This is a genomic window from Bifidobacterium longum subsp. longum JCM 1217 (assembly GCF_000196555.1).
GTDB classification, from domain to species: Bacteria; Actinomycetota; Actinomycetes; order Actinomycetales; family Bifidobacteriaceae; genus Bifidobacterium; species Bifidobacterium longum.
The window spans coordinates 61,291-85,977 of record NC_015067.1 but is presented as its reverse complement, the minus strand read 5'-3'; the positions used below and the strand labels follow the sequence as shown (position 1 = coordinate 85,977).

The window sequence follows — 24,687 nt, the reverse complement described above, 5'->3', positions numbered from 1 at the left end:
GCCCACGCCCAAGGTCAGGAACTGGTTGAACGAATCCTCGGAAGAGGTCTCCATCCAGCCGGATTTGGCGAAGATGGAGGCGATGGTCTTGCCGTCGCGCGCCACCGAATCGACCATGGCCGGCTGCCCGCCGTTGAGCACCGTGGCAAGAAGCGCCGCGTATTCGTTGCCTGAGTTCGACTTCACCGGATCGGTCGAGTCGATGCGGAACTGCCCGTAGCCTGCCGTGTATCCGACGTCGGCCCAGGTTGTGTTGGCGACCATCGCGTCCACGGCTTTGGCCATATCCATGTGGTACGCGCCAGAATCGTCCTTGGTCACAAGTCCGCCGTTCACGAGCCCGTCCGCCACGGCCTTGTGCGTGTATAGCACAATCGGTGAGTTGAAGACGATGTCGCTTTGGGGGGCCTTGACGCCTTTCGCATTGCCGTATTCGACGGCCGCGCGCGAGGAGGGGAACAGGTAACCCATGCCTTTCCGGTCCGTATCCATCATGGCCGGCGATCCGGCCTTGCGATAGTCGATGGCAATGCCTTGCTTGGCGGCGAGCGCCTTGAACTTGGCGTCATCGAACAGGCCGATTTTCTCGCCGCCCAGGTAGCCGGTGATGCTCACCTGTTCGGTCGGTTCGGCCGGTGCTGGTTGCGATTGCCGCCACACCAGCGTGCCGCAGACCACGCCCACTACCGCAAGCAGGGCGATCAGTCCGATGATTTTTGATTTGGAGAGTTTCATTGTGCGTCCGTTTTCTGGTCCGACTGGTGAGCCGGGCCGCCAGATGGAGTCTGACTGGGTGCATGCCGTCCTTCATCAGCAGCCGAGGAAGGCACAGGCGAAGGTGCGACGTCGTCGTATCCATCCATGCGGGCCAACCGTTGGATGGCGTCGGAGTCGGCCGTAATGCCCAACGTCTTGGCGCTTACCGCCCGGCTGAGTTCGCCGGCGGCGGTCTGTTCGAGCACTTGCAGCGCCTCGATGGTTTCGATTCGTGCCGTGGCTATCTGATCGCGTGCGCCGGAACTTTCCACGTCCACGTAGGAGCGCAACAGTTTCTCGGTCTGCTCGCCGTACACGGTGATGTAGTGGCGCAACGTCGGGTAGGCGGAGGTGTCTCGGGTCACGTATTGCACTAAATCTTTGGTAGCGGCGATGAAGTCGTTGGCTTCGGCTTTGACGGCTGGGTCACGTACTTGCTTGGTGAGCATGGCGATCGAGTTGAGTTGAGCGTTCGCCGCGTCGATCGTATCGGCGGTCTTCTGACCGTTGGGCAAGGCGGAAACCAGCATTTTGCCGATGCGTCGCTCCGGCTCGGTGAGCGTGGAGGCGGCGATATACCCAAGTGCGGCCAGTACCACGGCCACGATCAGGCCGGGCACTCCGCCGCCGACCAGTCCGAAACCGAGCCCGGCGAGCAGCAGTCCGACAACGAATCCACAGATTACCTGGAGCATCAGTTGAAGCCCTTGACTTGGCGGAAGACGGCGGCGAGGTCGCCGGAGCGGCCGTCGAATACCTTGGCGTTGCTCAGGGTGGCGAGAGACTTCAGCTGGCTGGGATCGGCATCGCCGAACATGATGGAGAAGATCGGCAGATCACGGCCGCGCGACTTATAGGCGCTTTCGAATTCATCCTGATGATCGGAGTTGGAGCGGCCGTCGGTCATGAGCACGATGGCGGTGGTGTATTGCGAGGCTTCCGACTCGCTGGGCAGCTCGTCGAGCGCGCTCAGCAGGCCTTCATAGATATCGGTGCCGCCGCTGGCATCGGTGGCATCGGCCTCATGCAGCAGGTCGCTGGTGCTTGTGCCAGTGGCCTTGACCGGGCGGTGGGCCTCGGTTTCAAACGGGATGAGAATGTTCACGTCGCCGCTGGCGGGCTCGATGTACGACTTCTTGGCCTGGTCCGGGTCGAGCGCCGCGTTCAGGCCTTTGACCACGCCGTTCTTGCCCTCTCCAGACATCGAACCGGAGTAATCGACCACCCAAATGGTCCAGCTGGGCTTCCTGAGCGCGGTCTGGTAGACGTTGAGCGCGCTGTCGATCACCGTGGCGGAGGTCATGGAGAACGTGAGTTTGCCGTCGCTGACCGCGGCGAGGATGTCCGCGGTGGAGACGGGCTTGGCGGCACCGGTGTCGTCAGCCCAGCCGAGTTTGACGGCCTTGGATTTGGCGATGCCGAACACGATCGGCGTGGTGGAGGTGCTGGCCGCGTCTTTGACGATGTGCTTGGTGTCTCCCATCGAAATCCACATCGAGGAGGCAGGCCAGACGGCGTCGTGATCCTGGCCGCCGGCCTTGAGCGCGTTCATAATCTCCAGCGAACCCATGTAGTGCATCGTCACGGCTACGTTGGATTGGTCGGCCGCTTTCTGGATGGCGACGGCGACTTCCTTGTTTTCGGAGCCGGAGGCAATGCTCAGGGTGGCAGTCGGTTTGCCGCCGGACGGCTGGAAGGTCTGCGTGGTGGCGGACGTGCCGTTGCCGTCCGCTGTGCCGTCATCGGAATTATTGAACGCCGTGCAACCGGTCAACGCGAGCACGCCGGCACATGCCGCGGCCGCAACCGCGGCGGCGCGGCGGCGGAGAGAAGACATTATGCCCATAATTCCATGGCTCTCCCGCCATCTAAAGCGGGCCGGGCCACAAGGTGACCGCACGGTGAACAATGGGTGAAGAGCTACATCAGTACGCGGCGCAGGCAATCATGGGGTCGTCGTAGAAGCCGAGGATCTTTTCGAGGTAGGGCTTGTAAGTGCTGTTGGGCATGGAGAAGATTTCGTGGCGCGATTCGGGGAAGCGCACGATGTTCGCCTCGCCGCCGCCGTCCTTGACCAGTTGGACGAAGTGATTCTGCGGCTTATTGAGTACCCAGATGTCGCGTCCGGACTGGAAGAGCAGCACCGGCGTCTCCACTTCGGCGCAGGCGGACGGATTCAGTATGGCCCGGTTGAGCTTCAACGCTTGGCGCACCCATTCGAACGCCGCGCAGTAGGTCTGGTATTCGCTATTCTCGCAACGCAGCTTGAAGTACCAGCGTTCACGCGCTTCGGAAGCGCCCTCGTTGCCTTCCATCGAGAATTCCGGCGTGAAGCCCGACTGCCCGAACACGCGCTTCTTGCCGAAGCCGAGTCCGCACAGCGCGCCGACCAGCACACGGGCCACGCCCAGCGGCATGCCGGTGGCGGGGGCGATCATCGGGGCAGAGAGCACCGCTTTGTCGAACAGGGTGGGGTATCGCTCCAACACGGCCGCGCCGATGCCGCCGCCCATCGAATGGCAGAACAGGTTCAGCGGCATGCCGGCCGCGTACTGCTGGCCGATGGTTTCGGCGAAGCCGGCCAGATCGGCCACGTAGCGCTGCCAGTCATCAATCCACACCATGCAGCGGTTGTCCACGTCGCGCGCGGACTTGCCGTGGCCGCGATGCTCGAGTACACACACCGAGTAGCCGGCAAGCAGGAAGTACCAGACGAGCTCGTCGTACTTTTCGGCGAACTCGGTGAAGCCGTGGCTGATGACGATGGCCCCGCGGAAGGTGGCGGTGGCGCCTTGCTCGCGAATCGCGTCGAATTTGGCGGAGTCGTAGCACAGGTAGTGCAGCTGGCCCGAGCGGCCGCCGGTGTCCATAATGCCGGACAGCGGCTCGATCCCGGCCGAACGTTCGGCGGCGGACGGATCGAACCAGCCCTCCTCGCAGCATTGTTCGAGCGCGGGCAGCACCACGTCGGTCATCGTTTCGGCGTACTTGTTTTCGTCGATCATCGTCACCTGCATGGCTCCCATCTTAGGACAAGCCTCACGCCCACACCTCGCACCCACACCACGACACATTCCCGGGAATGCGTCGCAAGCCTGCGCGCCACTGACCGCACAGGCGCGTAGGTTGTGAGGTATGAGCGAAACCAATGATGTCAATGACGCAATCAAGCATTTCCCACGCCTCCGGGCGCGCACGCTGCGCTTCGGCTGCGGCGCACCGCGCTCCGCACAGACCGTGGGCGACGGCTCGCGGGCCCTGTTCCTGCGCTCCGACGGCCCCGAGGATCTGGTGACCGCAATGTGGCTGAGCTGGTTCGACGAGTCCGGCGAACACCATGAGACCAAGCTGGCCGACCCGCGCGAACTGCTGGGCGCAACCGCCGACAGCGAGGACGTGCCGGCCGAGGAGAAGGCCCGCCGCGAGCGTGCGCGCGAAGGCGGCACCGGCATCGTCGGATACTCCGCAGATGACGACGGCAATCGCATCGTGTTCACCATCAACGGCCGCCTGTTCCTGACCGACATCGATTGGAATGACGAGACCGGCGCACCCGAGCCGCACACCCGTGAACTGGCCGGCGAATGGCTCGATGAGGACCCGGCGATGTACACGCCGGTGCTGAACCCGCGCATCGCCCCGGATGGCGAACATGTGCTGTACACCACGGGCAGCTACCTGATGCTGGTCGATATCGGCGGCGAGCTAGGTGACCGCATCACCGCGGTCTACGGCGTGAGCGTGGAGGATGAGGACGGCAATCCGGCCGAAAACACGTGGAAAATCGGTCTGGCCGAGTTCGTGGCCGGCGAAGAAATGGACCGGTACGACGGTTTCTGGTGGGCCCCGGATTCGCAGCATGTGCTGTTCGAGTCTTTCGACACCGCCGACGAGCCGACCTGGTACATCAGCGATCCGGCCGACCCCGAGAAGCCGGACGCCGGCCGCCGCTACCCGCGCGCGCTGACCCGCAACGCCGACGTGTACCTGACCGTGATCACGCTGGCGTTCGATGAGAACGACCGGTACGCGGGCATCACCGGCAACGCCGATGTGGATTGGGATCGCGAGGCGTACGAGTATGTGGCCGCCGTGAACTGGCGTCGCGGCCACGATCCGCTGGTGCTGGTGCAGAACCGCCGTCAGACCCGCGATCAGGTGCTTGAGGTGGCAGTCGCGGCGGATGGGGCCGCGCTGGGTGCCACGCGTGTGCTTGAGGAGCACGCGAACGAGCAGTGGATCGACCTGGTTCACGGCACGCCCGCCTACACGCCGGATGGTCGTCTGGTGTGCTCGCTCAACGATATGGCCACGGACACCAACCGTCTGACAATGGACGGCCGCCCGTTCACGCCGGCTGGCTGGAACGTGCGCACGGTGCTCGCCGTGACCGACGAGGATGTGCTGGCCGTGGTGCAGCGCGCGCCCGAAATCGCGCCTGAGGTGCCGGACGCTTGGGCCGATGCGGCCGCCACCGAGTCCGTATTCGGCGACCACGACGCCCGCAGTTTCGACGTGGTGAGTATCGATTACAACGGCACGATCACGCCGGTCACGACCGATCCCGGCCAGTGGACCGCCTCGCGCGGCGAGCGCGGCATCGTGGTCTCCGGCCGCGATATGCGTTCCGCCCGCGCCCAGATGCGGCATATTCTGGGAGAACAGAGCGCCACTATCGCGTCCACGGCGGCCAAACCCGGCTTTACACCGAACGTCACGTTTACGCGACTGGGCGAGCACCAGCTGTACACGGCGATCATCGCGCCGAGCCCGGAAAGCCCGTACGCGCACGCCGAGAAGCTGCCGGTGCTGATGAAGCCGTACGGCGGGCCCGGCTTCCAGCAGGTCATCGCCTCGCAGTCCTTCTACTGGGAGGGCCAGTGGTGGGCCGACCAAGGCTTCCTGGTGGTCACGGCAGACGGCCGTGGCACCACCGGCCGCGGCCCGGCATGGGACCGCGAGATCTTCGAGGATATGAAGGACGTAACGCTGGCCGATCAGGTCGAGGCCGTCAACGCCCTGCCCGAGGCCGTCGCCCGGCTCAACGCCGATGTGGAATCACGTGCGGCACAGCCGGCTGCGGGCGATCAGGCAGACGCCGAGAACCACCCACCGGCGCTTCGCGCCACCTCCCGCCAGCGGGAGGCGATTCCCATGCCGGACCTCGACAAGGTGTGCATGATCGGCTGGTCGTACGGCGGCTTCCTGTCCGCACTGGCCGTGCTGGACGCGCCGAACGTGTTCAAGGCCGCATGCGCCGGCGCCCCGCCCACCGATTGGACGCTGTACGACACGCACTACACCGAGCGCTATCTGGGCCTCGACCCGGATGTCTACTACCGCAACGGCATCGTGCAGGACGCACCGAAACTCGAGCGCCCGCTTATGCTGATCCACGGTTTCGCCGACGACAACGTCACCATCGCCCACAGCCTGCGCCTCTCGCAAGCCCTGATGGCGGCGGGTCGCCCGCACACCTTCCTGCCGTTGACGGGCATCACCCATATGACCAATGACGAGACCGTGGCCGAAAACCTGCTCACTCTCCAGCGCGATTTCCTGCGCGACGCGCTGGCCTGACAGATCGATAACACGCGCATCCCACCCGAGGTGCTCCACCGGTAAAGCACCTCGGGTGGTGCGCCGCACCCATTTCCGCCCTGAATTTTTGGATATTTTGCACTCATCGTCACGTGAAAGACCGGTTTTTTGTCTCATATTCCCATCACCGCGTAGGATGGGTGAAGATTAGAAAGGGAGGACTATGAGCGTTCTCGACCGTTTTGAAAAAAGCGTGGAGGGTGCAGTCAACGGAGTATTCGCCAAGTTTGGCTCCAAAGACCTGCAGCCTGTCGATCTTTCCAGCGCCTTGGAGCGCGAGATTGACGCCGAGGCCATGCCCGTGGGCCGTGACCGCACGGTGGCCCCGAATGAATACCGTTTCAAGCTCAGTACTCCTGACTTCGACCGTATCGAGGCATGGGGTAGCGAGACCCTGGCCAACGAACTGGCCGATAACCTCACCGAGTACGCGAAGAGCCAGCATTACGCCTTCGTGGGACCGGTGATCGTGATCTTCGAGGAAGACCTTGACCTGTCCAAGGGCAACTTCAACCTCACCTCCGAATCCGTGCAGGGCAATGCCGTGCCGGTCACCACCGATGCGCAGACCGAGGATAGCCCGGTGCTCGAGGTGAACGGCAACCAGTACCTGCTCACCAAAGACAAGACGGTAATCGGCCGCGGTTCCGGTTGCGATATCGTCATCGACGATCCGGGCATCTCCCGCAAGCACCTGGAAATCGACATCACGGATAACGGCGTGATCGCCCGCGACCTGGGTTCGACCAACGGCACGTACGTGGAGGGCCACCAAGTGCCCGCCGCCACGCTGCTCGACGGCAACACCATCACCATCGGCCGTACCCGCATCCTGTACTGGGCCTCCGCCCAAGCCCAGGAGTAGTCGAGCACACGCCCGAAAGTCGTCCACTTATGACCGAACTGACATTCGCCCTGCTCAAGTATGGATTCCTGATCCTGCTGTGGATATTCATCTGGCTGGCCGTACGTTCGCTGCGCAAGGACATCGAGACGTTCAGTCCGCGACCTTCGCGCGCGCGTCGTCGCCGTGAGCGTGAAGTGCATAAGGCCAAGGCCGAAACGCCGCAGGCAGCTGCGCCGCGCCCGCATCGCCAGCCCAGCGCTTCCGCGTCGTCCGCCGCCTCGGCGCAGCCTACCCTGTTGGTCATCATCGATGGTCCGCTTGCCGGCAGCTCCGTGCCGCTGGCCGAAGCCGACATCACGCTTGGCCGCGCCGCCTCGAACACCGTGGTGCTCGATGACGAATTCGTGTCTTCCCACCATGCCCGTGTCTACCGTGACACGCGCTCCGGGCAGTGGGCCATTGAAGACCTGAACTCCACCAATGGCACCGTGGTCAACCAGCAGCGCATCAACCGCCCCACCATTCTGCCCGCTCGTATTCCTGTGCGCATCGGCGCCACCACCTTCGAACTGAGGTAGCCGCATGCCAAAATCCGCCGCTTCACAACCGCTGTTCCTGTATTCCACCACGGTGTCCGATGTGGGCACCGTGCGCGCGAACAATCAGGATTCCTCCTTCGCCGGCGAGCATCTCATCGCCATGTGCGACGGCATGGGCGGTCACGCCGGCGGCGATACGGCATCCTCCATCGCCATCCGGTCGCTGGCCCACATCGAGCAGGATGACACCGGTGGCAACGTCGAGACGATCTCCCGCATGATGGAAACCTCCGTTATGGCCGCGCATGACGCCATCGTCGGCAAGGCCAAGCGCGAACGCAAGCTTGCCGGCATGGGCACCACCGTTACCGCAGTGGCATTGGTGGCCGGCTACTGGGTCATCGCCCATATCGGCGATTCGCGCGCCTACCTGCTGCGCGACGGACGCCTGAGCCGCATCACGTGCGACCACAGCTACGTGCAGCACCTCATCAACACCGGTCGTATCACCCCGTCCGAAGCCAAGAACCACCCGCAGCGCAACGTCGTGATGCGCGTGCTTGGCGACTTTGACATTGACCCGCGCCCGGATATTTCGGTTCGCCGAGCCCACCCCGCCGACCGTTGGCTACTGTGCTCGGACGGCCTGTGCGGTGTGCTGGAAGATTCCACCATCGAAGAGACGATGACCACGCTGTCCGATCAGGGCGAATGCGCGCAGCGTCTGGTGCAGATGGCACTGCGGGCGGGCAGCACCGATAATGTCACGGCCGTTATTGCGGATGCCACGTTGGCGTTGGATGCCGATGCGTTCGACCTGCCGCACCAAACGCCGTTGGTCGGCGGTGCCGCCAGCCGTAATCTTGAGCCGATTGCCGACATCGTCAACGAGCCGGTGGCTACCGCGCCCGCACTGCGTGAGGATGATTCCCCCGCCCAGCGCGCCGCAGCATTGATTCAGCCCGCCAGCGCGCACGAGGCGGAGACCACGCAAACCACGGCCAAACCGTCGTCCACACGCGTGGTGCAGCCGTCCACCGTCCGCGAGGAGACCGGTGAACGAGCCAATCCCGATACCGGTGAGATTCCGGTGGTGCAAAAGCCGGATGGGCGCCTGTCCGCCGACCCCAACGACCCGGATGTGGCCAAAGCCATCCGCGATGAGCAGGTCGAGCAGAAGAAGGCCACGCGCACCAAGAAGCGCCGCAATAAGCTTGCGGTGATTATTACCTGCATTCTTGCCGTGCTGGCATTGGCCGGCGCCGGCTGGGGCGCGTACACGTGGAGCCAGACGCACTACTACGTGGGAGATAGCAACGGCACCGTAGCCATTTATCGTGGCGTGCCGACCAATCTCTTTGGACTTGAGCTTTCGCACGAAGTGCAGACCACCAATATCGCCACCGCGGACCTGCCTCAGACATGGCGTGACCAGCTGAGCCAAGGCATCACAGTCGGTTCGTTGGACGAAGCGCAGTCGCATGTGGGTATTATCCGCACCGAAATGCGCAAACTGGCCAAGCAGCAGGAAGCCGACGCCGCCAAGAAGGCCGAGGCGTCCAATTCCCCGGACAGTTCCAAAGACAGTTCCCAGAGCGATTCCAAGGACGGCACCAAGGATTCGTCCAGCCAGTCCGGCTCCTCGTCAGACAAGTCCGGTTCGTCAAGCTCATCCGATTCCTCGGATAAATCCGGTATCGGAGCGGCCGACAACGCGGCCACGGGAGATTCTCAATGATCGCTACCCGTCTACGTCAGATTTCTTTGTTGCTGATTGCCATGGCAATCAGTGCGTTGGCGTTCATCCAGATGTTCCAGCGCACCGCCGGCGAATTCCCTATGCAATACGCCGGCATGCTGGCATTGGTCGTAGTGCTGTTTCTGGTGCTGTGGGGGCTGATTGTGCGCTTCCAGCCGTACGCCAGCCAGTCGATTCTGCCTTGCGTGCTACTGCTGACCGCCACTGGCGTGACCATGATCGCCCGCATCGACCAGAGCGAAGGTTGGGCGGTTGCCCAACGTCAGCTGATCTGGCTGTGCATCGCCATCGTGCTTTCCGCGCTGCTCATCATCTTCCTGAAGGACTACCGCGTGCTGCGGCGCTTCTCCTACGTGTCGATGGTGGTGGGCTTGGTGCTGCTGCTCGCCCCGATGCTGCCGTTTGTCGGTCAGGAAGTGAACGGCGCGCGCATTTGGATCAGGATTCCGGGACTGGGCCAGTTCCAGCCGGGCGAGTTCGCCAAGCTGTTCCTTGCGTTCTTCTTCGCCGCCTACCTGTTCGATCATCGCGACCAGCTGGCCGTGGGCGGTAAGAAGATGCTCGGTCTGCAGCTGCCGCGTATCAAGGATCTCGGCCCGATCATCGTGGTGTGGATCGCCTCGATGGGCGTGCTCATCATGCAGCATGATCTGGGCACCTCGCTTATGTTCTTCGCCATGTTCGTGGCCATGCTGTACACGGCCACCGGCCGTAAAAGCTGGATCATCATCGGTCTGATCGCGTTCGCCGCGGGTGCCGTGCTGGCCGCAGGCATGTTCAGCCACGTGGGTCAGCGAGTCGATGCCTGGCTGCACCCGTTTAGCAACGAGCAATACAACAAGACCCCCGGCGGCTCCTGGCAGCTGGTCACCGGCATTTTCGGCCTGGCATCAGGCGGCATGCTCGGCACCGGTCTCGGCCAAGGCCATCCTTCGCTCGTTACGTTTGCGAACTCCGATTTCATCTACGCCTCTCTGGGCGAGGAACTCGGTCTGATGGGCGTCCTGGCCATTTTGATGCTCTACCTGCTCATCATTGCCTCCGGCTTTATCACCGCCATGAAAATCAAGGATGGCTTCGGCAAGCTGCTCGCTTCCGGACTGGTGTTCACCATGGCCTTCCAGGTGTTCACCGTGGTCGGCGGCATCACGCTGGTGATTCCTCTGACCGGTCTGACCCTGCCCTATATGGCGGCCGGTGGCTCCAGTCTGATCGCCAACTATATTCTCGCGACCCTGCTCATCATCATCTCGAATTCGGCCAATGCGCCCGAGCCGGAGCTGACCTCGGATACGTTCCAGTACGAGGCTTTGGCCGTGCTGCGCAACAAGGAACTTGAGGCCCGGGCCCGCGCCACTGAGCCGATCGTTCAGCCTCGCAGCGCGTCGGCTACGGCGTCGCAGTCCGAGTCGAAATCGTTTGACGACCCCATCGTGGATACCACCACTCCGTCGTATGCCGAAGCCGATGAACCGTACACGCCTACCGGCACGATTCCCCCGCTTCCTCCCGTTAACGGAGGCACTCGCGTATGAACAAATATCTTCGTCAGCTTTTCACCGCCGTGGTCGCGCTGTTCGTGATTCTCGGCCTGTCGTCCACCATCATCATGGCGGTACGGGCCAACGCGCTGAACAACGATCCGCGCAACGCCCGTTCGCTGTACCACCAGCTCGGCGCCTACCGCGGTGCCATTCTGGCCTCGGACGGCACGGTCATGGCCAAATCCGAGCCGGTCAACGACGCGTTCAAATACCTGCGCACCTATTCCAACGGTCCGCTGTATGCTCCGGTCACCGGCTTCTTCTCCATCAACCAGACCGCCGATCGCGGCCTGGAAGCCTCCCGCAGCATGCTGCTCAACGGTGAGGCCGATTCATTGATCTGGCAGCGGGCCAAGGCCATGCTCACCGGCGCTACGGATCAGGGCGCGTCCATCGAAACCTCCATCGACCCCAAGCTGCAGCAGGTTGCCTACGATCAGCTCGGTACGCGCGATGGTGCGGCGGTGGCCATCGAAGTCAGCACCGGTCGTATCCTCGCCATGGTGAGCACGCCCAGTTATGATCCGAACAAACTGGCGACCCATGACACCAAAGCCGCGTCTCAGGCCTACAACGAACTTTCTGCGGGCCAAAATAGCCCTCTAATCAACCGCGCCACCTCGCAGCTGTACCCACCAGGGTCCACGTTCAAGACCATCGTCGCCTCGGCTGCGCTGGAAACCGGCGATTATCAGACGGACACGAAGATTCCTGCGGGCGCCAGCTATACCTTGCCGGGAACCGCCACACAGTTGCCGAACGCCGAGGCACAGGCCGATGGCGTCAACGGGCAGATCTCCCTGCAAGAGGCCGTCGCATGGTCGTCCAATACCGCGTTCGCCCAGCTTGGCGTGAAACTCGGCGCGAGCAAGGTTTCGGACATGGCCACCAAGCTTGGTTTCGGCAGCACCATCACCATTGACGGCACCGAATCCACGGGCACCCCGATGACGGCCACCGCGTCCACATTCCCCTCTGATCCGACCGACGACAAGCTTGCGCTGGCGTCCATCGGCCAAGGCGACACCACGGCCACGCCGTTGCAGATGGCGATGGTCGCGCAGGCAATCGCCAACAACGGCAAACTGATGCAGCCCACGCTGGTCGATCGTGTGCGCGCCGCCGATCTCACCGTGCTTTCGCAGACCAAGCCGCAGACCATGGCCAATGCGTTCAGCAAGGATTCCGCAGACAAGCTCACCACGATGATGGAAAGCGTGGTGTCCGAGGCCAATCCGCAGCTGGCCATCGACGGCATCAAGGTGGCGGCCAAAACCGGTACCGCACAAATCGGTACCGACAACTCTGCCATCGACGGCTGGGTGATCGGTTTCGCGCCGGCGGACGATCCGCAAATCGCCGTCGCGGTGTTGGTGCATAACACAGATGTATACGGTTCGCTCGCCGCTGGCCCGATCATGCGCGCGATGATGCAGGAGGCTTTGCAGCAGTGAAACTTATCGAAGGACAGCTTATTCACCGCCGATATCGTCTTGATTCGCGTCTTGCGCAAGGCGGTATGGGCGAGGTCTGGAAAGGCTACGATATTCAGCTCGGCCGTGAAGTGGCCATCAAGGCGCTGCGCTCGGACGTGACCAACGCCGAGGCCAAGTTGCGCCGCCTGCGTGCCGAAGCCCATAATTCCGCCAATCTGGCGCACCCGAACATCGCTGCGTTGTTCGAATACTACGAGCATGACGGCATCGGCTTTCTGATTATGGAATACGTCCCCTCGAAATCGTTGGCGGATCTGTTCCATAGCAAGGGCGCGATGGATCCCATCGAACTGCTGCCCATCCTGATTCAGACCGCGCGAGGCCTGTTCGTGGCCCACTCGCACGGCGTGATTCATCGTGACGTCAAGCCGGCCAACATCATGGTTTCCGACACCGGCGAAGTGAAGATCACCGATTTCGGCGTGAGCTACTCCACCGGCCAAGGCCAGATCACCCAGGACGGCATGGTGGTGGGCACCGCACAATACATCTCCCCCGAGCAGGCGCAGGGCCAGCAGGCCACGCCGCAATCGGACATCTATTCACTGGGCGTAGTGGCGTACGAGGGCCTTGCCGGGCATCGTCCGTTCACCGGCACCACTCCGGTCGATATCGCCGCAGCGCACGTGAACAATCCCGTGCCTCCGCTGCCGGACTCGGTGGACGTCCAGTTACGCGAATTTGTCATGTCAATGCTGGCCAAGGACCCGTTGGATCGCCCGAAAGACGCGCTGGTGGTGTCCCGTACGCTGGCACGCATCGAACGCCGTCTGCTGGATCAGCAGACCGAAATGGCCGACACCGCCATGGCCACGTCCGGCAATCGACTGCCGCGCCGAGTGACCAGCACGCCACGCATTGTTTTGGAGGCCCCGGCCTCAAGATTGGGAGGGAATAAGCAATGAGCACCAGTATGCCCACCGCATTGGCCGGCGGACGCTACCAGCTTGGCCAGCTCATCGGTCGTGGCGGCATGGCCGAGGTCCACGTGGCTCTTGACACCCGTCTGGGCCGTACCGTGGCCGTGAAAATCATGCGCGCCGATCTGGCCAACGACGACATCTTCCTGGCCCGTTTCCGCCGCGAAGCACACGCCGTGGCCCAGATGAACAACCCGAACATCGTGAACATCTACGATTCGGGAGAAGAACTGGTTTCTTCCGAAAGCGGCGATGCCGAGCGTCTGCCATACATCGTCATGGAATACGTCAAGGGCCAGACCCTGCGCGACATCATCAAGGTCAACGGCGCACTCAGCCAGCGCGACTGCGAACAGGTGATGTTGGGCGTGCTTAACGCGCTCGACTATTCGCATCGCATGGGCATTATCCACCGCGATATCAAGCCCGGCAACATCATGATTTCCGAGCAGGGCGTGGTCAAGGTCATGGACTTCGGCATCGCCCGCGCTCTGGACGATTCCGCAGCCACCATGACCCAGTCGCAGGGCGTGGTGGGCACCGCACAGTACCTTTCTCCCGAGCAGGCGCGCGGCGAGACCGTCGACATGCGTTCCGACCTGTATTCCGCCGGCTGCGTGCTCTACGAGATGCTCACCGGCCGCCCGCCGTTTACCGGCGATTCCGCCGTGGCCATCGCCTACCAGCATGTTTCCGAAGTCGCCACGCCGCCATCCGCCGTGGTGCCGGGGCTGCCGAAGATGTGGGATTCGATCTGCGCCAAGGCCATGGCCAAGGACCGCCAGAATCGCTATGCCACGGCCTCCGAATTCAAGACCGACATCCTGACCTACATGAACGGCGGCGTGCCGGTGGCGGCCGCGTTCAACCCGTTGACGGACCTGTCGAATATGAAGGCCCGCAAGGAAGCCGAACGTGATTTGCCCACCACGCCGGTGGAACCGCATCAGCAACCCACCCAAGCATTCAACCCGGTGACCGGTCAGTTCGAGCAGATTCCACCGGCCAATGGTGCCAACTCAGCGGCGTTGCAGTCCCGTGCGCAGCAGCGTGCGGCGGCGGCCAAGGCCAAGAAGCGCAAGAAGATCATCATCGGTTCGGTGATCGCAGCGATTGTTGCAGTGCTTGTCATTGTGGGCATCGTGTTCGCCATGAACGGCTCCGGCAACAAGTCCTCGGAAGACACCGTCACCATCCCTGAGGTGTGCAACGCTTCCACATCCAAGGACAGCATCGAGCTCAAACTCAAGGCATCGGGTTTGAAGATGACCGAAAAGCAAGACACCGACTCCACCGAGCCGGAAGGCACCTGCACCAAGATGAGCCCGGACGCCGGCTCCAAGGTGGCCAAGGGATCTGCCGTGAAGGTGTGGTTCTCCGCAGGCCCGCAGTCCACTCAGGTTCCGGATGTCAAGGAACGCAGCCAGGAAGAGGCGCGCAGCATTCTGGAAAGCGCCGGGTTCAAGGTGAACGCCGCCGTCAAAACCGAAGACAGCGCCGACATCGCCAAGGATATGGTGACGAAAACCGATCCTGCCGCCGGTCAGTCGGTTCCCAAGGGCACCACCATCACCATATATGTTTCTTCCGGCATGACCACCGTACCGAGCAATTTGGTCGGTCAGTCGAAGGACAGCGTGCTACAGCAGTATGAGGGCAAGTTCAGCTTCACTGTGGAGCAGGAGAGCTCCGATACGGTGGAGGCCGGTCTGATTACCCGTGTAAGCCCTGATTCGGGCTCTTCCATCGCACAGGGCGGGTTCATCACCATTTGGGTGTCCACGGGCAAGGAGAAGGTCGCTGTGCCGAATATCACCGCTGGCACTGACTACGTCACCGCCGAACTCATGCTCAAGGCCGTGGGCCTCAAGGCTCAGGCCAATGGTCCAACCGGCAGCACCGCTGTGGTAGTCAGCATCAATCCTGGCGCTGGCAGCCAGGTAGATGCGGGATCGACCGTCACCATTACCACGAAGGCCGGCAGCACTGGCGGCGGTACCGGTACCGGAGACGGTGGCAACGGTACTGGCAACGGGGGCGGAACCGGTGAGTGAACCGGTGAGTAGCAAGTAAGCGCCGGGCGTGTATGTGTTGCGCATATGCAACGCAAATAGCGCAACACATACACGCAACACAAAGGGGAAGGGCTTCTGCGCCCCTCCCCTTTGCTGTATAAAGAGCTATCCCAGCGCAACAATCCCGGGAAGCGTCGCAAAACCAGTACGCAAGCCTCGTTCTAGCGACACATTCCGGGGAGAGTATCGCCGCGCGGAAAAGCTACTTCGTAACTTTGGGCTGGAGGCCGGCGGACTTGGCCACGGCGTTGTCTTGGCCGCAGACCTTGAGCCAGTTGGCCAGCAGACGGTAGCCGTCCTGGGTCATCACGGATTCGGGATGGAATTGCACGGCGTACATCGGCTTGCCCTTGACACGCACGCCCTGAATAATGTGGTCGCCTTGCGTCCACGCGGTAACCACCAGCGTATCCGGCACCGAATCGGGCTCGACGGCCAACGAATGGTAGCGGGTGGCGGTCATGGGGTTGGCCACGCCCTCGAAAATCTCGTCATCGATATGTTCCACCAAGCTGGTCTTGCCATGCATGATGGTGGGCGCATGGTCCACAGTGCAGCCGTACACCTCAGCGAGCGCCTGCAAGCCCAGGCACACACCAAACATCGGCACGCCGCTGGCCGCGCACAGGCGAATCATATCCTCACTGGCACCGGATTCGGCCGGAGCACCAGGGCCGGGAGAAATCAGCACGCCATCGTAACCGTCCAGTACACCCGGCGCGGCTGGGTCGATAGCGTCGTTACGCACCACATCAACAGTGGCGCCAAGGGTTTGCAGATAGCCTACGATCGTGTAGACGAAGGAATCGTAGTTATCCACCACCAAAATATGCGCGGAATCGGTCATAGGGCTCTCCTTGAGGGACGTGTACTGCAAGCCATAGTACTAGGATGCCGTCAGCTCGCTGCCACGAAGTTCGACATCTGCTGTAGGAATGGGATATTGGCGGCGGCCCAAGGGAATCCCCACTGGAACAGCGCCGCGGCGGCTGCGAACAGCAGCAGAGCCAGCAGCAACCATCGAATCGGTGCCACGCCGGGCTGCAGACGCAACAGTCCGCCATAGATGCTGGCATCCGGACGGCGACGCTCACCCGCGCGAATCTCGCGCAGCACCGGCCAGCGCCATGCCACCGCAGCGGCAATGAACAGAACCAGCCACACTACCAGCGCGCCGAATACCACCTTGTCCAGCGAGCCAATGCGGGAAGCGATCGAGGGGGTTTCGGTGGTGGAGAACATCACTGCACCGGACGAATCAGTAGTAGCCAGCTCTTTGGGCACACCGTCGGACACTTTGGCCCAGTACGCCAACTCACCATAGCTGATCCATCGATGGGTGGGGGTGGAGTATTTCGGCTCACAGGTGGTCAGTGTGATCATGCGTTTGGTGGGATTGGCAGTGGAGTCTTCCGGATTGGGGGCGATCACATGCACGTCCGTGGGCAGCACAATCTCGTACCGGGTGTAGTGGTAGACGTACCAGTAATCCTTGGTACGAACGATGATGGGATCGCCTTCCTGCAACTTGTCCACATCGCCCAACGGCTGCCCGTAGCCGTTGCGGTGGCCGGCGACGGCGAAGTTGCCGACCTGCCCCGGCATCTGGGTGGTGTCGTAATGGCCCAGACCGTGGCGATTGAGCTGCTCGAGCGTGGTGCCTTCCACGATGTTGCGGTGCCATTGGGAGCCGAAGCGCGGAATGTAGATCTGCGCAATCAAGTCGCCATATTTCGCGTCTTTCGGCTGTACCGGCGCATCGCCCTCCTGGGCTTTGGCGATGGTGACCGTTCCCCCGTTGTTGCTGGGGTCGCTCCAGTCGACGGACTGGGTGGTTTCGTTCTGGGCTCGCTCCGCCTCGACACCGGTCCACCACATCTGCCAGACGATGTACAGGGCGCAAATCACGGCAGCGGTAATCAGCAGTTCGGCGCAGATGCCGAGTGCCTGCCAGACCGGGCTCCGCTGGGGCGAAGACGCGCCGCGTACTGCGGCACGACGGGACCTTGCCCTACTGGCGTTGGCCGGGTCTGCCGCCATTCGTGCGGCATCGTCCTCGGGGAAGGGCTGTACGTCCGACACGGACGCGAGATCAATGGGCGCCGGTACGCCGCTGTTGTGCCTGCCGTGTCTCATTGCTGAGTCTGCTCCTCATCTGTGGTCTTTGACGTATCGACCGTGGCATATTTCAACTGCTGCAGCAAGGCGGCGGTAGCGGGGAACTGAAGGTCCTCGGCATTCTCCACCTTGTAGCCAATGCCAAACGCGGTCACATATTGCTTAAGAATGGTAATGGCTTCGGAGTCGTTCAACGCTGCGCGAAGTCTTTGAGGGTCACCAATCGCGGAAATGGTGAACGGCGGCGAGTATTTCTTACCGTGCAACGACAGCACGTTGCCGGAACAGATGACCGCCGAATTGAACAGCACCCGCTGATCCATAATCATCAGCGCATCGGCACCGCCGGCCCACAAGGCATTCACCACCGATTCGACGTCCTGCTGGTGGATCACGTAATCGTTGATATTGGCGGTCGTGCCGTTGTTGTTGACTGCGTTCTCCCACAACGGAGAATCATCCAGCGTTACCGTTACGCCGCTGCCGCTGAGCGCGGGCAGCATCAGGCTGGAATCCACATTGCTGGAGTCCTTGCCTTGGTTCTGTGTGCTGTCGGTGCCATCGGTGCCATCGGCCTTGAGCGCGTCCGTAAGATTGGCGACCTGTTTGGTCAGATCGCTGACGTCCTGCTGCAGCTGGTTGGCCTCGTCCACGCCTTGCTCCACCAGATCGGCCGTATCGTTGGTGGCGGCAACCGTACGATTGACCCTCACGTTGGTGCTCAGCAGAAAACCGGTCAAGGCAATGACGACGAATACCGCGACACCACCCCATAGGGAGTGCCGTGCACCGTGCTTACCTACATGTCTGGCCATGAATTTCCTGTCTTCTTGCCGACTCTGGTCGCCGCTTTCGAGTGTAGCCACTATTATGACTTTTAGCCTATTGAATGGAGACTATGCTGATGGCTGACGAAGAGCTGCACGAAACCGACTCGAACAACCAGAAGGACTGGCAGAGCGAGACCTCATCCAGCACCGTTGCTGACGAGACCGCCAGCAAAGACACCGAGCAGAACGCAGAGAACGCTTCTGCCGAGGAAGGCGCGGCTTACGGCGTGAATATGGAGCAGGTGCAGGCCGTGCTCAACGCCACTGCCGATAAGGCCACGCTGACCCCGCAGATGCAGCGTATGATGAACCGCCAGGCGGAGAACACCAAGCGCGTTGAAGAAACCATTAAGGGCACCAAGTCGAACCCGCGTTGGTTCGTGCCGCTGTTCTGCGCGTTTATGATCATCGGCCTGATTTGGTGCGTGGTGTACTACCTCTCCCCGTCCGGTTCCTGGCCGATTCCGAACATCGGTGCGTGGAACCTCGGCATCGGCTTCGCCCTGATCATGATCGGATTCCTGATGACGATGGGATGGCGCTGAGTTCCGGCTCGTTGCGCTTATCTATCGGTAGATTGTTTTTTTCTATCGTTAGGTTGTCCTTAATTCTTATGAGAAAGGCCGACCTCCCGTATGCGGAGGTCGGCCTTTTTCGTGCCTTAGCCTGTTCATCCACAGCTATCCACCACTTATCCACGACTTATCCACTACGTTATCCACAGCCTGTGGATGAATTACACCCATGTAGTTTTCCACCGAATGTGGAAAACCATGTGGATAAGTGGTGGATAAGCGGCGTTTCTCGGTGTATATCTCGTGCATAACTTTGGCTTGGCATACATCGCCACAGCGAGGGAACAGTTATACACCCGAGTTATCCACTGCAACAAACCCAATAATACCGCGGCATTCCTAACTTATCCACATAAGTTATCCACAGTCTTATGCACTTTTCTACACACTTGTGCACAAGTCACCATTGTGGATAACTCATTATCGTGGATAACTCGTCATTGCGCGCATCTCATTACTGTGGATATCTTCATACGGCACACACCCACTCGCCGAACGACGATATCCACATCGCCGCTTTCCGCACATACACTGATGCCGGGCACTGCATGTTCCGCAATACCCGGCATCAATCGTTTTTTTTTACAGCCATATCAAGCCATATCAGTGCAGGGAGCCGAAACTCATCCACCCGTAAGGATTGGCCATATTGCACAACAGAATCAACGCAATGACCAGCACCACCATGGCCCAGCCGTACACCTGCATGCGCCATTTCAGGCTTTTACCGCGCCACGCCGGCACACCACCCACCAGCAGCCATGTGAGTATTCCACCCACTACAAAGCCGCCGACATGCGCCTGCCACGCCACGCCACCGACCACGAACGGCAAGGCGAAGTTCACCGCCATCCAGATCAACATGGAGCGGATATCGGCGCCGATACGGCGATATACCACCAGCAATGATGCAAACAGGCCAAATAAGGCTCCAGAAGCCCCATAGGCTGCCATCTGCCAGCCGATGCCTCCCGGAGCCACCGCAGCCCACACCATAAGTCCCAGGGAGCCGCCAAGGCCGGAAATCACATACAGTCCCAAGAACCGCCAGTGGCCGATCATTCGTTCCAGCACTGGGCCCACGGAATACAGAGCAATCATGTTGAACAGGATATGCAATAGCGAGTTCGGCGCATGCAGGAACATCGAGGTGATGAGCGTCCACGGCTCAGCCACCAGTCTGACCGGAGCCGCCATGCCGAGGTACATCAACCAAGCCCTCAGGCCCGGGGCAATAAATCCCAACAATACCTCCAGTAGCCACACTGCCACGCACGCAACAATCAGCGCCCAGGTCATCACCGGACCACCGCGCTCCCACTGGTATCGAATCTCCCGTTGTGTAGGAATATGCATGCAGCCCACTGTATCGAAGGTCTCGGATGCGTTCCACGCGCCGCGAAGATGCCGAGCCGGCCAAGGGCAGACGGGCGCGGATGAATCGCCCACGAATGTCATTCCACCCAATCGTCACAAACAGCGGCCTAGAATAGGGAGCAGAGTCGGTCTGAATGGGCATACCGACCAGACGATCCCTAGGGAAAGGAGCCGTCATGGAGAACAAGTCTTCTAACGGTTGGAAGTTCTTCGCGCTGCTGTTCGGCGGATTGCTCGCCGCGCTTGTTGGCCTGTACATCTACAAGCAGCAGAACCCGGATTACGATCCGTGGGAGGAGCCGTGGGAGAACAGCTCCTCGCCGGTCGACCTAGGTCTGAATAAGGCCGAGGATGAGGCCGATGACGAGGCGAAAGCCGCCCCGGCCGAAGCCTGATAGGGCGGTCTTTCAACGCAAGAAGCCCCGCAACCGATGGATGTCGGTTGCGGGGCTTCTTATGCTCCGGCGGCCGTCAGGCCAGAGGAGCAGTGTGCCAGATACGCGGAGCCGTTAAGCGGGAAGCCCGGTGGGCTTCCCGTAGGCGACGCCGAGCGGCGACAGCCGCGAGGTAGAAACCAGCACGTAGCTGGCGCGCCGCTCCGGCGGCCGTCAGGCCAGAGGAGCAGTGTGCCAGATACGTTCCAAATAGTCTTCCATGGAGCGGTCGGAGCTGAAGTAGCCGGAGTTGGCCACGTTGAGCAGGGCCTTGCGGTTCCATTCGAGCTCATCAGCGTAGAGGGCCTCGATCTCGGACTGGATGTCCATGTAGGCGGAGAAGTCGGCCAAGGTCATGAACCAGTCCTTGGTCAGCCAGTCGGCCACGAGCGGGGAGTAGGCGTTGCGGTCGCCGTTGGAGAAGGTGCCGTCGGCCACCATATCGATGGCGTGCTTCAGGCGCGGGTCGGCCTCGTAGTAGGAGGCGGGATTGTAGCCCTCGGCGTACTTCTTCTCGACCTCGTCGACGGTCATGCCGAACAGGAAGAAGTTCTCGGCGCCGACGCGCTCACGGATCTCGACGTTCGCGCCATCGAGCGTACCGACGGTCATCGCGCCGTTGAGGGCGAACTTCATGTTGCCGGTACCCGAGGCCTCCTTGCCGGCCTGCGAGATCTGCTCGTCGAGGTCGGTGGCGGGAATCAGGTGCTGGGCGAGGCGCACATTGTAGTTCCACGGGAAGTACACGGCCAGCTTGCCCTTGACGTCCGGATCGTTGTTGACCACGCGGGAGACGTTGTTGATGAGCTGGATGGTCATCTTGGCCAGGTAGTAGCCCGGGGCGGCCTTGGCACCGAAGAACACGGTGCGCGGGGTGACGTCCTCGGCCTTGACCTTGCCGGACTTGATGTCGGCGTAGGTGGAGATGACGGACAGGATCTTCAGGGACTGGCGCTTGTACTCGTGCAGGCGCTTAACCATGGTGTTGAACATGGTGTTCGGGTCGAGCTCGAAGCCGTACTCGCGCTTGGCGTAGGCGGCGAAGTCGACCTTGTTGGCCTTCTTGACGGCGGCGAACTTCTTGACGAATTCATCGTCCTTGGCCAGCGGCTCGAGGCCCTTGAGCATCTCCAGGTCGGAGAGCCACTTGTCGGTGCCGAGGCCCTCGGTGATGAGGTCGGACAGGCGCGGGTTGGCGAGCTTGACGAAGCGACGCGGAGTCACGCCGTTGGTCACGTTGGTGAACTTGTCCGGGTAGACGTCGGAGAAGTTCTTGAGAGTGACGTCCTTCAGGAGCTGGGAGTGCAGCTCGGCCACGCCGTTGACGTGGGAGCCGCCGTAGGTGGCCAAGTAGGCCATGCGCACGGCGTCGCCAGTGTAGATGGCCATGTCCTTGATGGTGTTCTTGTCGACGCCCTTGGACTTGAGCTCGTCCTCGAACTGCGCGTTGATCTTCTCGATGATCTCAAGGTGACGCGGCAGCAGCTCGCCGATCAGGCTGGCCGGCCAGACCTCAAGGGCCTCCGGCAGCAGGGTGTGGCAGGTGTAGTTGAAGGTCTTGGTGGTGATGGACCACGCGGTATCCCAGTCGTAGCCGTACTCATCGATGAGGATGCGCATGAGCTCGGGGATGCCGATCACCGGGTGGGTGTCGTTGAGCTGGAAGACGATCTTGTTCGGGAAAGTCGTCAGATCCGGCTTGTCCTGGCCCGGGTAGAAGACGCGGATGGCGTCGTGCAGGGAGGCGGAGACGAAGAAGTACTGCTGCTCAAGGCGCAGTTCCTTGCCGACCTTGGTGGAGTCTTCCGGGTAGAGAATCTTGGAGATGTTCTCGGCCTTGACCTGCGGGGTCACGGCTTCCATGTACTCGGAGCGGTTGAAGGCGAGCAGATCGAACTCGTCGTAGCTCTTGGCGCTCCACAGGCGCAGGGTGTTCACGCGGCCGGACTTGTAGCCGGGGACCAGGTAGTCCACCGGCACGGCGCGCACGGACCATGCGGGCTGCCAGGTCTTGGTGCCGTCGGCGTTCTCGACGACCTTGCCGCCGAAGGAAACCTTCTGGTCGCGGTTGTAGTCGATGTGGCCCCACGGCTCTTCGTTGGCCAGCCAGTAGTCCGGGGTTTCGACCTGCTTGCCGTCCTTGTCGAACTCCTGCTTGAAGATGCCGTACTTGTACTGGATGCCGTAGCCGAAGGCCGGCACGCCCAGCGAGGCGAGGGAGTCGATGAAGCAGGCGGCCAGACGGCCGAGGCCGCCGTTGCCGAGGCCCGGCTCGTATTCGGCGTCGACGACGTCCTGGACCTTGAAGCCGAGGGCTTCCACGGCCTTGTCGAACTGCTCGGTCAGACCGGCGTTGAGCAGCGCGTTGCGCAGCTGCTTACCCATCAGGAATTCTGCGGACAGGTAGCCGACGGCCTTGGTGTTGCCGTTCACGGTGTCGGCCTGGGTCTTGAACCAGGAGTCGGCAAGGTGGTTGCGCACGGCCTTGGATGCGGCGACATACACGTCAGCAGGGGTAGCCTGCTCGGTGGTGACGTTCTGAGTGTATTTCAGTTGTTCACGAATCTCGTCGGCGAATTGTTCCGCCGTGACAGGAGACTTCGGTGCGGTGATTTCGGTCATTCTGACTTTCCTTCCGGGATAAGTGCCCGTGTTTATTATGCCGCGCGATAGGTATCGTCGCACAAACGTAAGCATGAACTCTCCGTAACGACGATGGCGGAGCGTTCTTGCATACGTTCTCATTTAGAGCGTAGCACATGCCCCGATATTCCGCATCACACCGTATGCCATCGTTTGCATTATGGAAGATCTTCCGGCTCCGGTGCCATGATGGGATACATGGCAGTAATTCTTGAAAAAGACCTGAAACGCGGGCATGACGCGCTGGTGCAATGGCGTGCCGCGGCCCGGGAGCTGGCGGACAACACACCACATCGTCTGACCGTCTCCCCTGTCTTGCCACGCCCGGTGTGGGCGATGGCCGTGCGCTACTCGCTGTTTCTGCTGGAGCGGCGCGCACCCGGCCCTGGCGTGGAGGTGCGTGTCGCGCCGTGGGGGGCGGTCAAAATCTTGGACGGCCCGGAATCGGACCCGCATAACCTGACCCCGCCGGACGTCATCGAGCTGGACCCGGAAGTCTGGCTGCGGCTGGCCTGCGGCATCACCACATGGGCAGAGGAAAAGGACGCCGGCCACATCAGCGCGGTCGGCGAGCGCGACGACCTGAGCGACCTGCTGCCGCTGTGAGGCGCGAAGCGTAAGTAAGCCACCAGCGGCGGCACCATCAGCCATAACCACAAATCCCCTTGTGCTCAACCAAGCACAAGGGGATTATTACGAGAAGACCGGCGTTCAGCTCTTCTTGGGCTTGAGCGCGGAAGGCATGGGCATCGGAATCGGCTTGCGCGGGGCCGGCTTCGGTGCGGCAGGCGCGGAGGCCGGGAACTCGCCGCTGGTCGCCTTTGCGGCGGCTTCGGCAGCCCACTTGGCGTACTCGTCGAGGTCATCCTCCTGCGTAGCGGGAGCTGCCTCGGCGGCACCGGAAGCGTGGTCATCAGCAGCGGAATCCACATCCTTGTCCGCATACTGGTCATCGATGTCGGCGAACGGGTCAGGAGAGCCCATTCCCGGCTCCTGCTCGCTCAGCTCTTTTGCCAGCTCATCGTAGTCGGTATCGGTGGTCAGGTACTTGAGCTTTCGGGCAATTTTCTGCTGTTTTGCTTTTTGACGTCCGCGGCCCATCTGACCCCCTGCGATTACTGTGCTGTTCGATTCATCAACAATAGAGAGTACCACTAATAGTGGCTTGTTCGT

At 61.6% G+C, this 24,687-nt stretch carries 22 protein-coding genes; 13 read left to right on the top strand and 9 right to left on the bottom strand.

Going from position 1 to position 24,687, the window contains the following annotated elements; translation table 11 throughout:
- Positions 1 to 25 precede the first annotated feature (25 nt).
- Positions 26 to 220: a hypothetical protein gene (locus tag BLLJ_RS00350; protein ID WP_012472055.1), complete on the top strand. Its 195-nt coding sequence runs from the start codon at positions 26 to 28 to the stop codon at positions 218 to 220.
- Positions 221 to 534: 314 nt separating this feature from the next.
- The gene (locus tag BLLJ_RS11225; RefSeq protein ID WP_173361535.1) at positions 535 to 720 is read left to right on the top strand and encodes a hypothetical protein; all 186 of its coding nucleotides are present in this window, start codon (positions 535 to 537) and stop codon (positions 718 to 720) included.
- A gap of 11 nt (positions 721 to 731) precedes the next feature.
- On the opposite strand, the gene BLLJ_RS00340 is transcribed toward BLLJ_RS11225, so the two are convergent.
- The 3 genes from BLLJ_RS00340 to BLLJ_RS00330 form a co-directional block, all read right to left on the bottom strand.
- A complete protein-coding gene (locus tag BLLJ_RS00340) occupies positions 732 to 1,451 on the bottom strand; it encodes a hypothetical protein (protein ID WP_013582307.1) in 720 nt (239 codons plus the stop codon).
- The gene (locus BLLJ_RS00335; protein ID WP_015713203.1) at positions 1,451 to 2,539 is read right to left on the bottom strand and encodes a vWA domain-containing protein; all 1,089 of its coding nucleotides are present in this window, start codon (positions 2,537 to 2,539) and stop codon (positions 1,451 to 1,453) included. Before BLLJ_RS00335 ends, BLLJ_RS00340 begins: the two co-directional genes overlap by 1 nt.
- Before the next feature lie 142 nt (positions 2,540 to 2,681).
- Entirely contained in the window at positions 2,682 to 3,773 is a 1,092-nt protein-coding gene (locus BLLJ_RS00330) for an alpha/beta fold hydrolase (protein WP_011068564.1), read from the bottom strand.
- Between the two features lie 118 nt (positions 3,774 to 3,891).
- On the opposite strand from BLLJ_RS00330, the gene BLLJ_RS00325 reads away from it, so the two are divergent.
- From BLLJ_RS00325 to pknB, 8 genes are all read left to right on the top strand, one after another.
- Positions 3,892 to 6,336, top strand: a complete 2,445-nt coding sequence (locus tag BLLJ_RS00325; protein WP_013582305.1) for a prolyl oligopeptidase family serine peptidase — start codon at positions 3,892 to 3,894, stop codon at positions 6,334 to 6,336.
- Between the two features lie 184 nt (positions 6,337 to 6,520).
- Positions 6,521 to 7,222, top strand: coding sequence for an FhaA domain-containing protein (locus BLLJ_RS00320; protein WP_007051707.1), 702 nt, complete (start codon positions 6,521 to 6,523; stop codon positions 7,220 to 7,222).
- Between the two features lie 29 nt (positions 7,223 to 7,251).
- On the top strand, positions 7,252 to 7,782 hold the full coding sequence (locus BLLJ_RS00315; protein WP_007051708.1) for an FHA domain-containing protein FhaB/FipA: 531 nt from the start codon (positions 7,252 to 7,254) through the stop codon (positions 7,780 to 7,782).
- Positions 7,783 to 7,786: 4 nt separating this feature from the next.
- Positions 7,787 to 9,481, top strand: a complete 1,695-nt coding sequence (locus BLLJ_RS00310; protein WP_007051709.1) for a protein phosphatase 2C domain-containing protein — start codon at positions 7,787 to 7,789, stop codon at positions 9,479 to 9,481.
- Positions 9,478 to 11,037 carry an FtsW/RodA/SpoVE family cell cycle protein gene (locus BLLJ_RS00305; protein WP_013582304.1) on the top strand — a complete coding sequence of 520 codons (1,560 nt, stop codon included), beginning with the start codon at positions 9,478 to 9,480 and terminating at the stop codon, positions 11,035 to 11,037. Before BLLJ_RS00310 ends, BLLJ_RS00305 begins: the two co-directional genes overlap by 4 nt.
- Complete coding sequence (locus BLLJ_RS00300) at positions 11,034 to 12,500, top strand: peptidoglycan D,D-transpeptidase FtsI family protein (RefSeq protein ID WP_013582303.1); 1,467 nt, start codon at positions 11,034 to 11,036, stop codon at positions 12,498 to 12,500. The genes BLLJ_RS00305 and BLLJ_RS00300 overlap by 4 nt, the downstream gene beginning before the upstream one ends.
- On the top strand, positions 12,497 to 13,447 hold the full coding sequence (locus BLLJ_RS00295) for a serine/threonine-protein kinase (RefSeq protein WP_007051712.1): 951 nt from the start codon (positions 12,497 to 12,499) through the stop codon (positions 13,445 to 13,447). The genes BLLJ_RS00300 and BLLJ_RS00295 overlap by 4 nt, the downstream gene beginning before the upstream one ends.
- Positions 13,444 to 15,516 (top strand): Stk1 family PASTA domain-containing Ser/Thr kinase, encoded by a 2,073-nt coding sequence (gene pknB / locus BLLJ_RS00290; protein ID WP_008783610.1) that lies wholly within the window; start codon positions 13,444 to 13,446, stop codon positions 15,514 to 15,516. Before BLLJ_RS00295 ends, pknB begins: the two co-directional genes overlap by 4 nt.
- A gap of 223 nt (positions 15,517 to 15,739) precedes the next feature.
- On the opposite strand, the gene BLLJ_RS00285 is transcribed toward pknB, so the two are convergent.
- Genes BLLJ_RS00285 through BLLJ_RS00275 form a run of 3 tightly spaced genes read right to left on the bottom strand, consistent with a single transcriptional unit; the run spans position 15,740 to position 18,470 of the window.
- A complete protein-coding gene (locus BLLJ_RS00285; RefSeq protein WP_007055904.1) occupies positions 15,740 to 16,384 on the bottom strand; it encodes an anthranilate synthase component II in 645 nt (214 codons plus the stop codon).
- A gap of 50 nt (positions 16,385 to 16,434) precedes the next feature.
- On the bottom strand, positions 16,435 to 17,673 hold the full coding sequence (locus BLLJ_RS00280) for a class E sortase (protein ID WP_012472056.1): 1,239 nt from the start codon (positions 17,671 to 17,673) through the stop codon (positions 16,435 to 16,437).
- A complete protein-coding gene (locus BLLJ_RS00275; protein ID WP_007051716.1) occupies positions 17,670 to 18,470 on the bottom strand; it encodes a DUF881 domain-containing protein in 801 nt (266 codons plus the stop codon). The genes BLLJ_RS00280 and BLLJ_RS00275 overlap by 4 nt, the downstream gene beginning before the upstream one ends.
- A gap of 83 nt (positions 18,471 to 18,553) precedes the next feature.
- On the opposite strand from BLLJ_RS00275, the gene crgA reads away from it, so the two are divergent.
- Positions 18,554 to 19,030, top strand: a complete 477-nt coding sequence (gene crgA / locus BLLJ_RS00270) for a cell division protein CrgA (protein ID WP_007051717.1) — start codon at positions 18,554 to 18,556, stop codon at positions 19,028 to 19,030.
- A 633-nt stretch (positions 19,031 to 19,663) separates the two neighbouring features.
- Here crgA and BLLJ_RS00265 read toward each other — a convergent pair.
- Positions 19,664 to 20,518: a rhomboid family intramembrane serine protease gene (locus tag BLLJ_RS00265; RefSeq protein WP_007058477.1), complete on the bottom strand. Its 855-nt coding sequence runs from the start codon at positions 20,516 to 20,518 to the stop codon at positions 19,664 to 19,666.
- A 95-nt stretch (positions 20,519 to 20,613) separates the two neighbouring features.
- On the opposite strand from BLLJ_RS00265, the gene BLLJ_RS00260 reads away from it, so the two are divergent.
- Positions 20,614 to 20,832, top strand: a complete 219-nt coding sequence (locus BLLJ_RS00260) for a hypothetical protein (RefSeq protein ID WP_007054546.1) — start codon at positions 20,614 to 20,616, stop codon at positions 20,830 to 20,832.
- Between the two features lie 213 nt (positions 20,833 to 21,045).
- On the opposite strand, the gene BLLJ_RS00255 is transcribed toward BLLJ_RS00260, so the two are convergent.
- Positions 21,046 to 23,493, bottom strand: coding sequence for a glycogen/starch/alpha-glucan phosphorylase (locus tag BLLJ_RS00255; protein WP_007051721.1), 2,448 nt, complete (start codon positions 23,491 to 23,493; stop codon positions 21,046 to 21,048).
- A gap of 219 nt (positions 23,494 to 23,712) precedes the next feature.
- Between BLLJ_RS00255 and BLLJ_RS00250 the strand changes: the two genes are divergently transcribed.
- Complete coding sequence (locus BLLJ_RS00250) at positions 23,713 to 24,120, top strand: sterol carrier family protein (protein WP_022527180.1); 408 nt, start codon at positions 23,713 to 23,715, stop codon at positions 24,118 to 24,120.
- Positions 24,121 to 24,225: 105 nt separating this feature from the next.
- Here the strand turns inward: BLLJ_RS00250 and BLLJ_RS00245 are convergent, their stop codons facing one another.
- Positions 24,226 to 24,615, bottom strand: coding sequence for a DUF3073 domain-containing protein (locus BLLJ_RS00245; protein WP_007054547.1), 390 nt, complete (start codon positions 24,613 to 24,615; stop codon positions 24,226 to 24,228).
- Positions 24,616 to 24,687 lie beyond the last annotated feature (72 nt).

What these genes read in the sequence shown, in the direction of transcription:
- BLLJ_RS00340 (WP_013582307.1), bottom strand. Translation starts at nt 1,451, where the DNA reads ATGCTCCAGGTAATCTGTGGATTCGTTGTCGGACTGCTGCTCGCCGGG.
- BLLJ_RS00330 (WP_011068564.1), bottom strand. Translation starts at nt 3,773, where the DNA reads ATGCAGGTGACGATGATCGACGAAAACAAGTACGCCGAAACGATGACC.
- BLLJ_RS00325 (WP_013582305.1), top strand. Translation starts at nt 3,892, where the DNA reads ATGAGCGAAACCAATGATGTCAATGACGCAATCAAGCATTTCCCACGC.
- BLLJ_RS00320 (WP_007051707.1), top strand. Translation starts at nt 6,521, where the DNA reads ATGAGCGTTCTCGACCGTTTTGAAAAAAGCGTGGAGGGTGCAGTCAAC.
- BLLJ_RS00315 (WP_007051708.1), top strand. Translation starts at nt 7,252, where the DNA reads ATGACCGAACTGACATTCGCCCTGCTCAAGTATGGATTCCTGATCCTG.
- BLLJ_RS00310 (WP_007051709.1), top strand. Translation starts at nt 7,787, where the DNA reads ATGCCAAAATCCGCCGCTTCACAACCGCTGTTCCTGTATTCCACCACG.
- BLLJ_RS00305 (WP_013582304.1), top strand. Translation starts at nt 9,478, where the DNA reads ATGATCGCTACCCGTCTACGTCAGATTTCTTTGTTGCTGATTGCCATG.
- BLLJ_RS00300 (WP_013582303.1), top strand. Translation starts at nt 11,034, where the DNA reads ATGAACAAATATCTTCGTCAGCTTTTCACCGCCGTGGTCGCGCTGTTC.
- pknB (WP_008783610.1), top strand. Translation starts at nt 13,444, where the DNA reads ATGAGCACCAGTATGCCCACCGCATTGGCCGGCGGACGCTACCAGCTT.
- BLLJ_RS00285 (WP_007055904.1), bottom strand. Translation starts at nt 16,384, where the DNA reads ATGACCGATTCCGCGCATATTTTGGTGGTGGATAACTACGATTCCTTC.
- BLLJ_RS00280 (WP_012472056.1), bottom strand. Translation starts at nt 17,673, where the DNA reads ATGAGACACGGCAGGCACAACAGCGGCGTACCGGCGCCCATTGATCTC.
- BLLJ_RS00275 (WP_007051716.1), bottom strand. Translation starts at nt 18,470, where the DNA reads ATGGCCAGACATGTAGGTAAGCACGGTGCACGGCACTCCCTATGGGGT.
- crgA (WP_007051717.1), top strand. Translation starts at nt 18,554, where the DNA reads ATGCTGATGGCTGACGAAGAGCTGCACGAAACCGACTCGAACAACCAG.
- BLLJ_RS00265 (WP_007058477.1), bottom strand. Translation starts at nt 20,518, where the DNA reads ATGACATTCGTGGGCGATTCATCCGCGCCCGTCTGCCCTTGGCCGGCT.
- BLLJ_RS00260 (WP_007054546.1), top strand. Translation starts at nt 20,614, where the DNA reads ATGGAGAACAAGTCTTCTAACGGTTGGAAGTTCTTCGCGCTGCTGTTC.
- BLLJ_RS00255 (WP_007051721.1), bottom strand. Translation starts at nt 23,493, where the DNA reads ATGACCGAAATCACCGCACCGAAGTCTCCTGTCACGGCGGAACAATTC.
- BLLJ_RS00250 (WP_022527180.1), top strand. Translation starts at nt 23,713, where the DNA reads ATGGCAGTAATTCTTGAAAAAGACCTGAAACGCGGGCATGACGCGCTG.
- BLLJ_RS00245 (WP_007054547.1), bottom strand. Translation starts at nt 24,615, where the DNA reads ATGGGCCGCGGACGTCAAAAAGCAAAACAGCAGAAAATTGCCCGAAAG.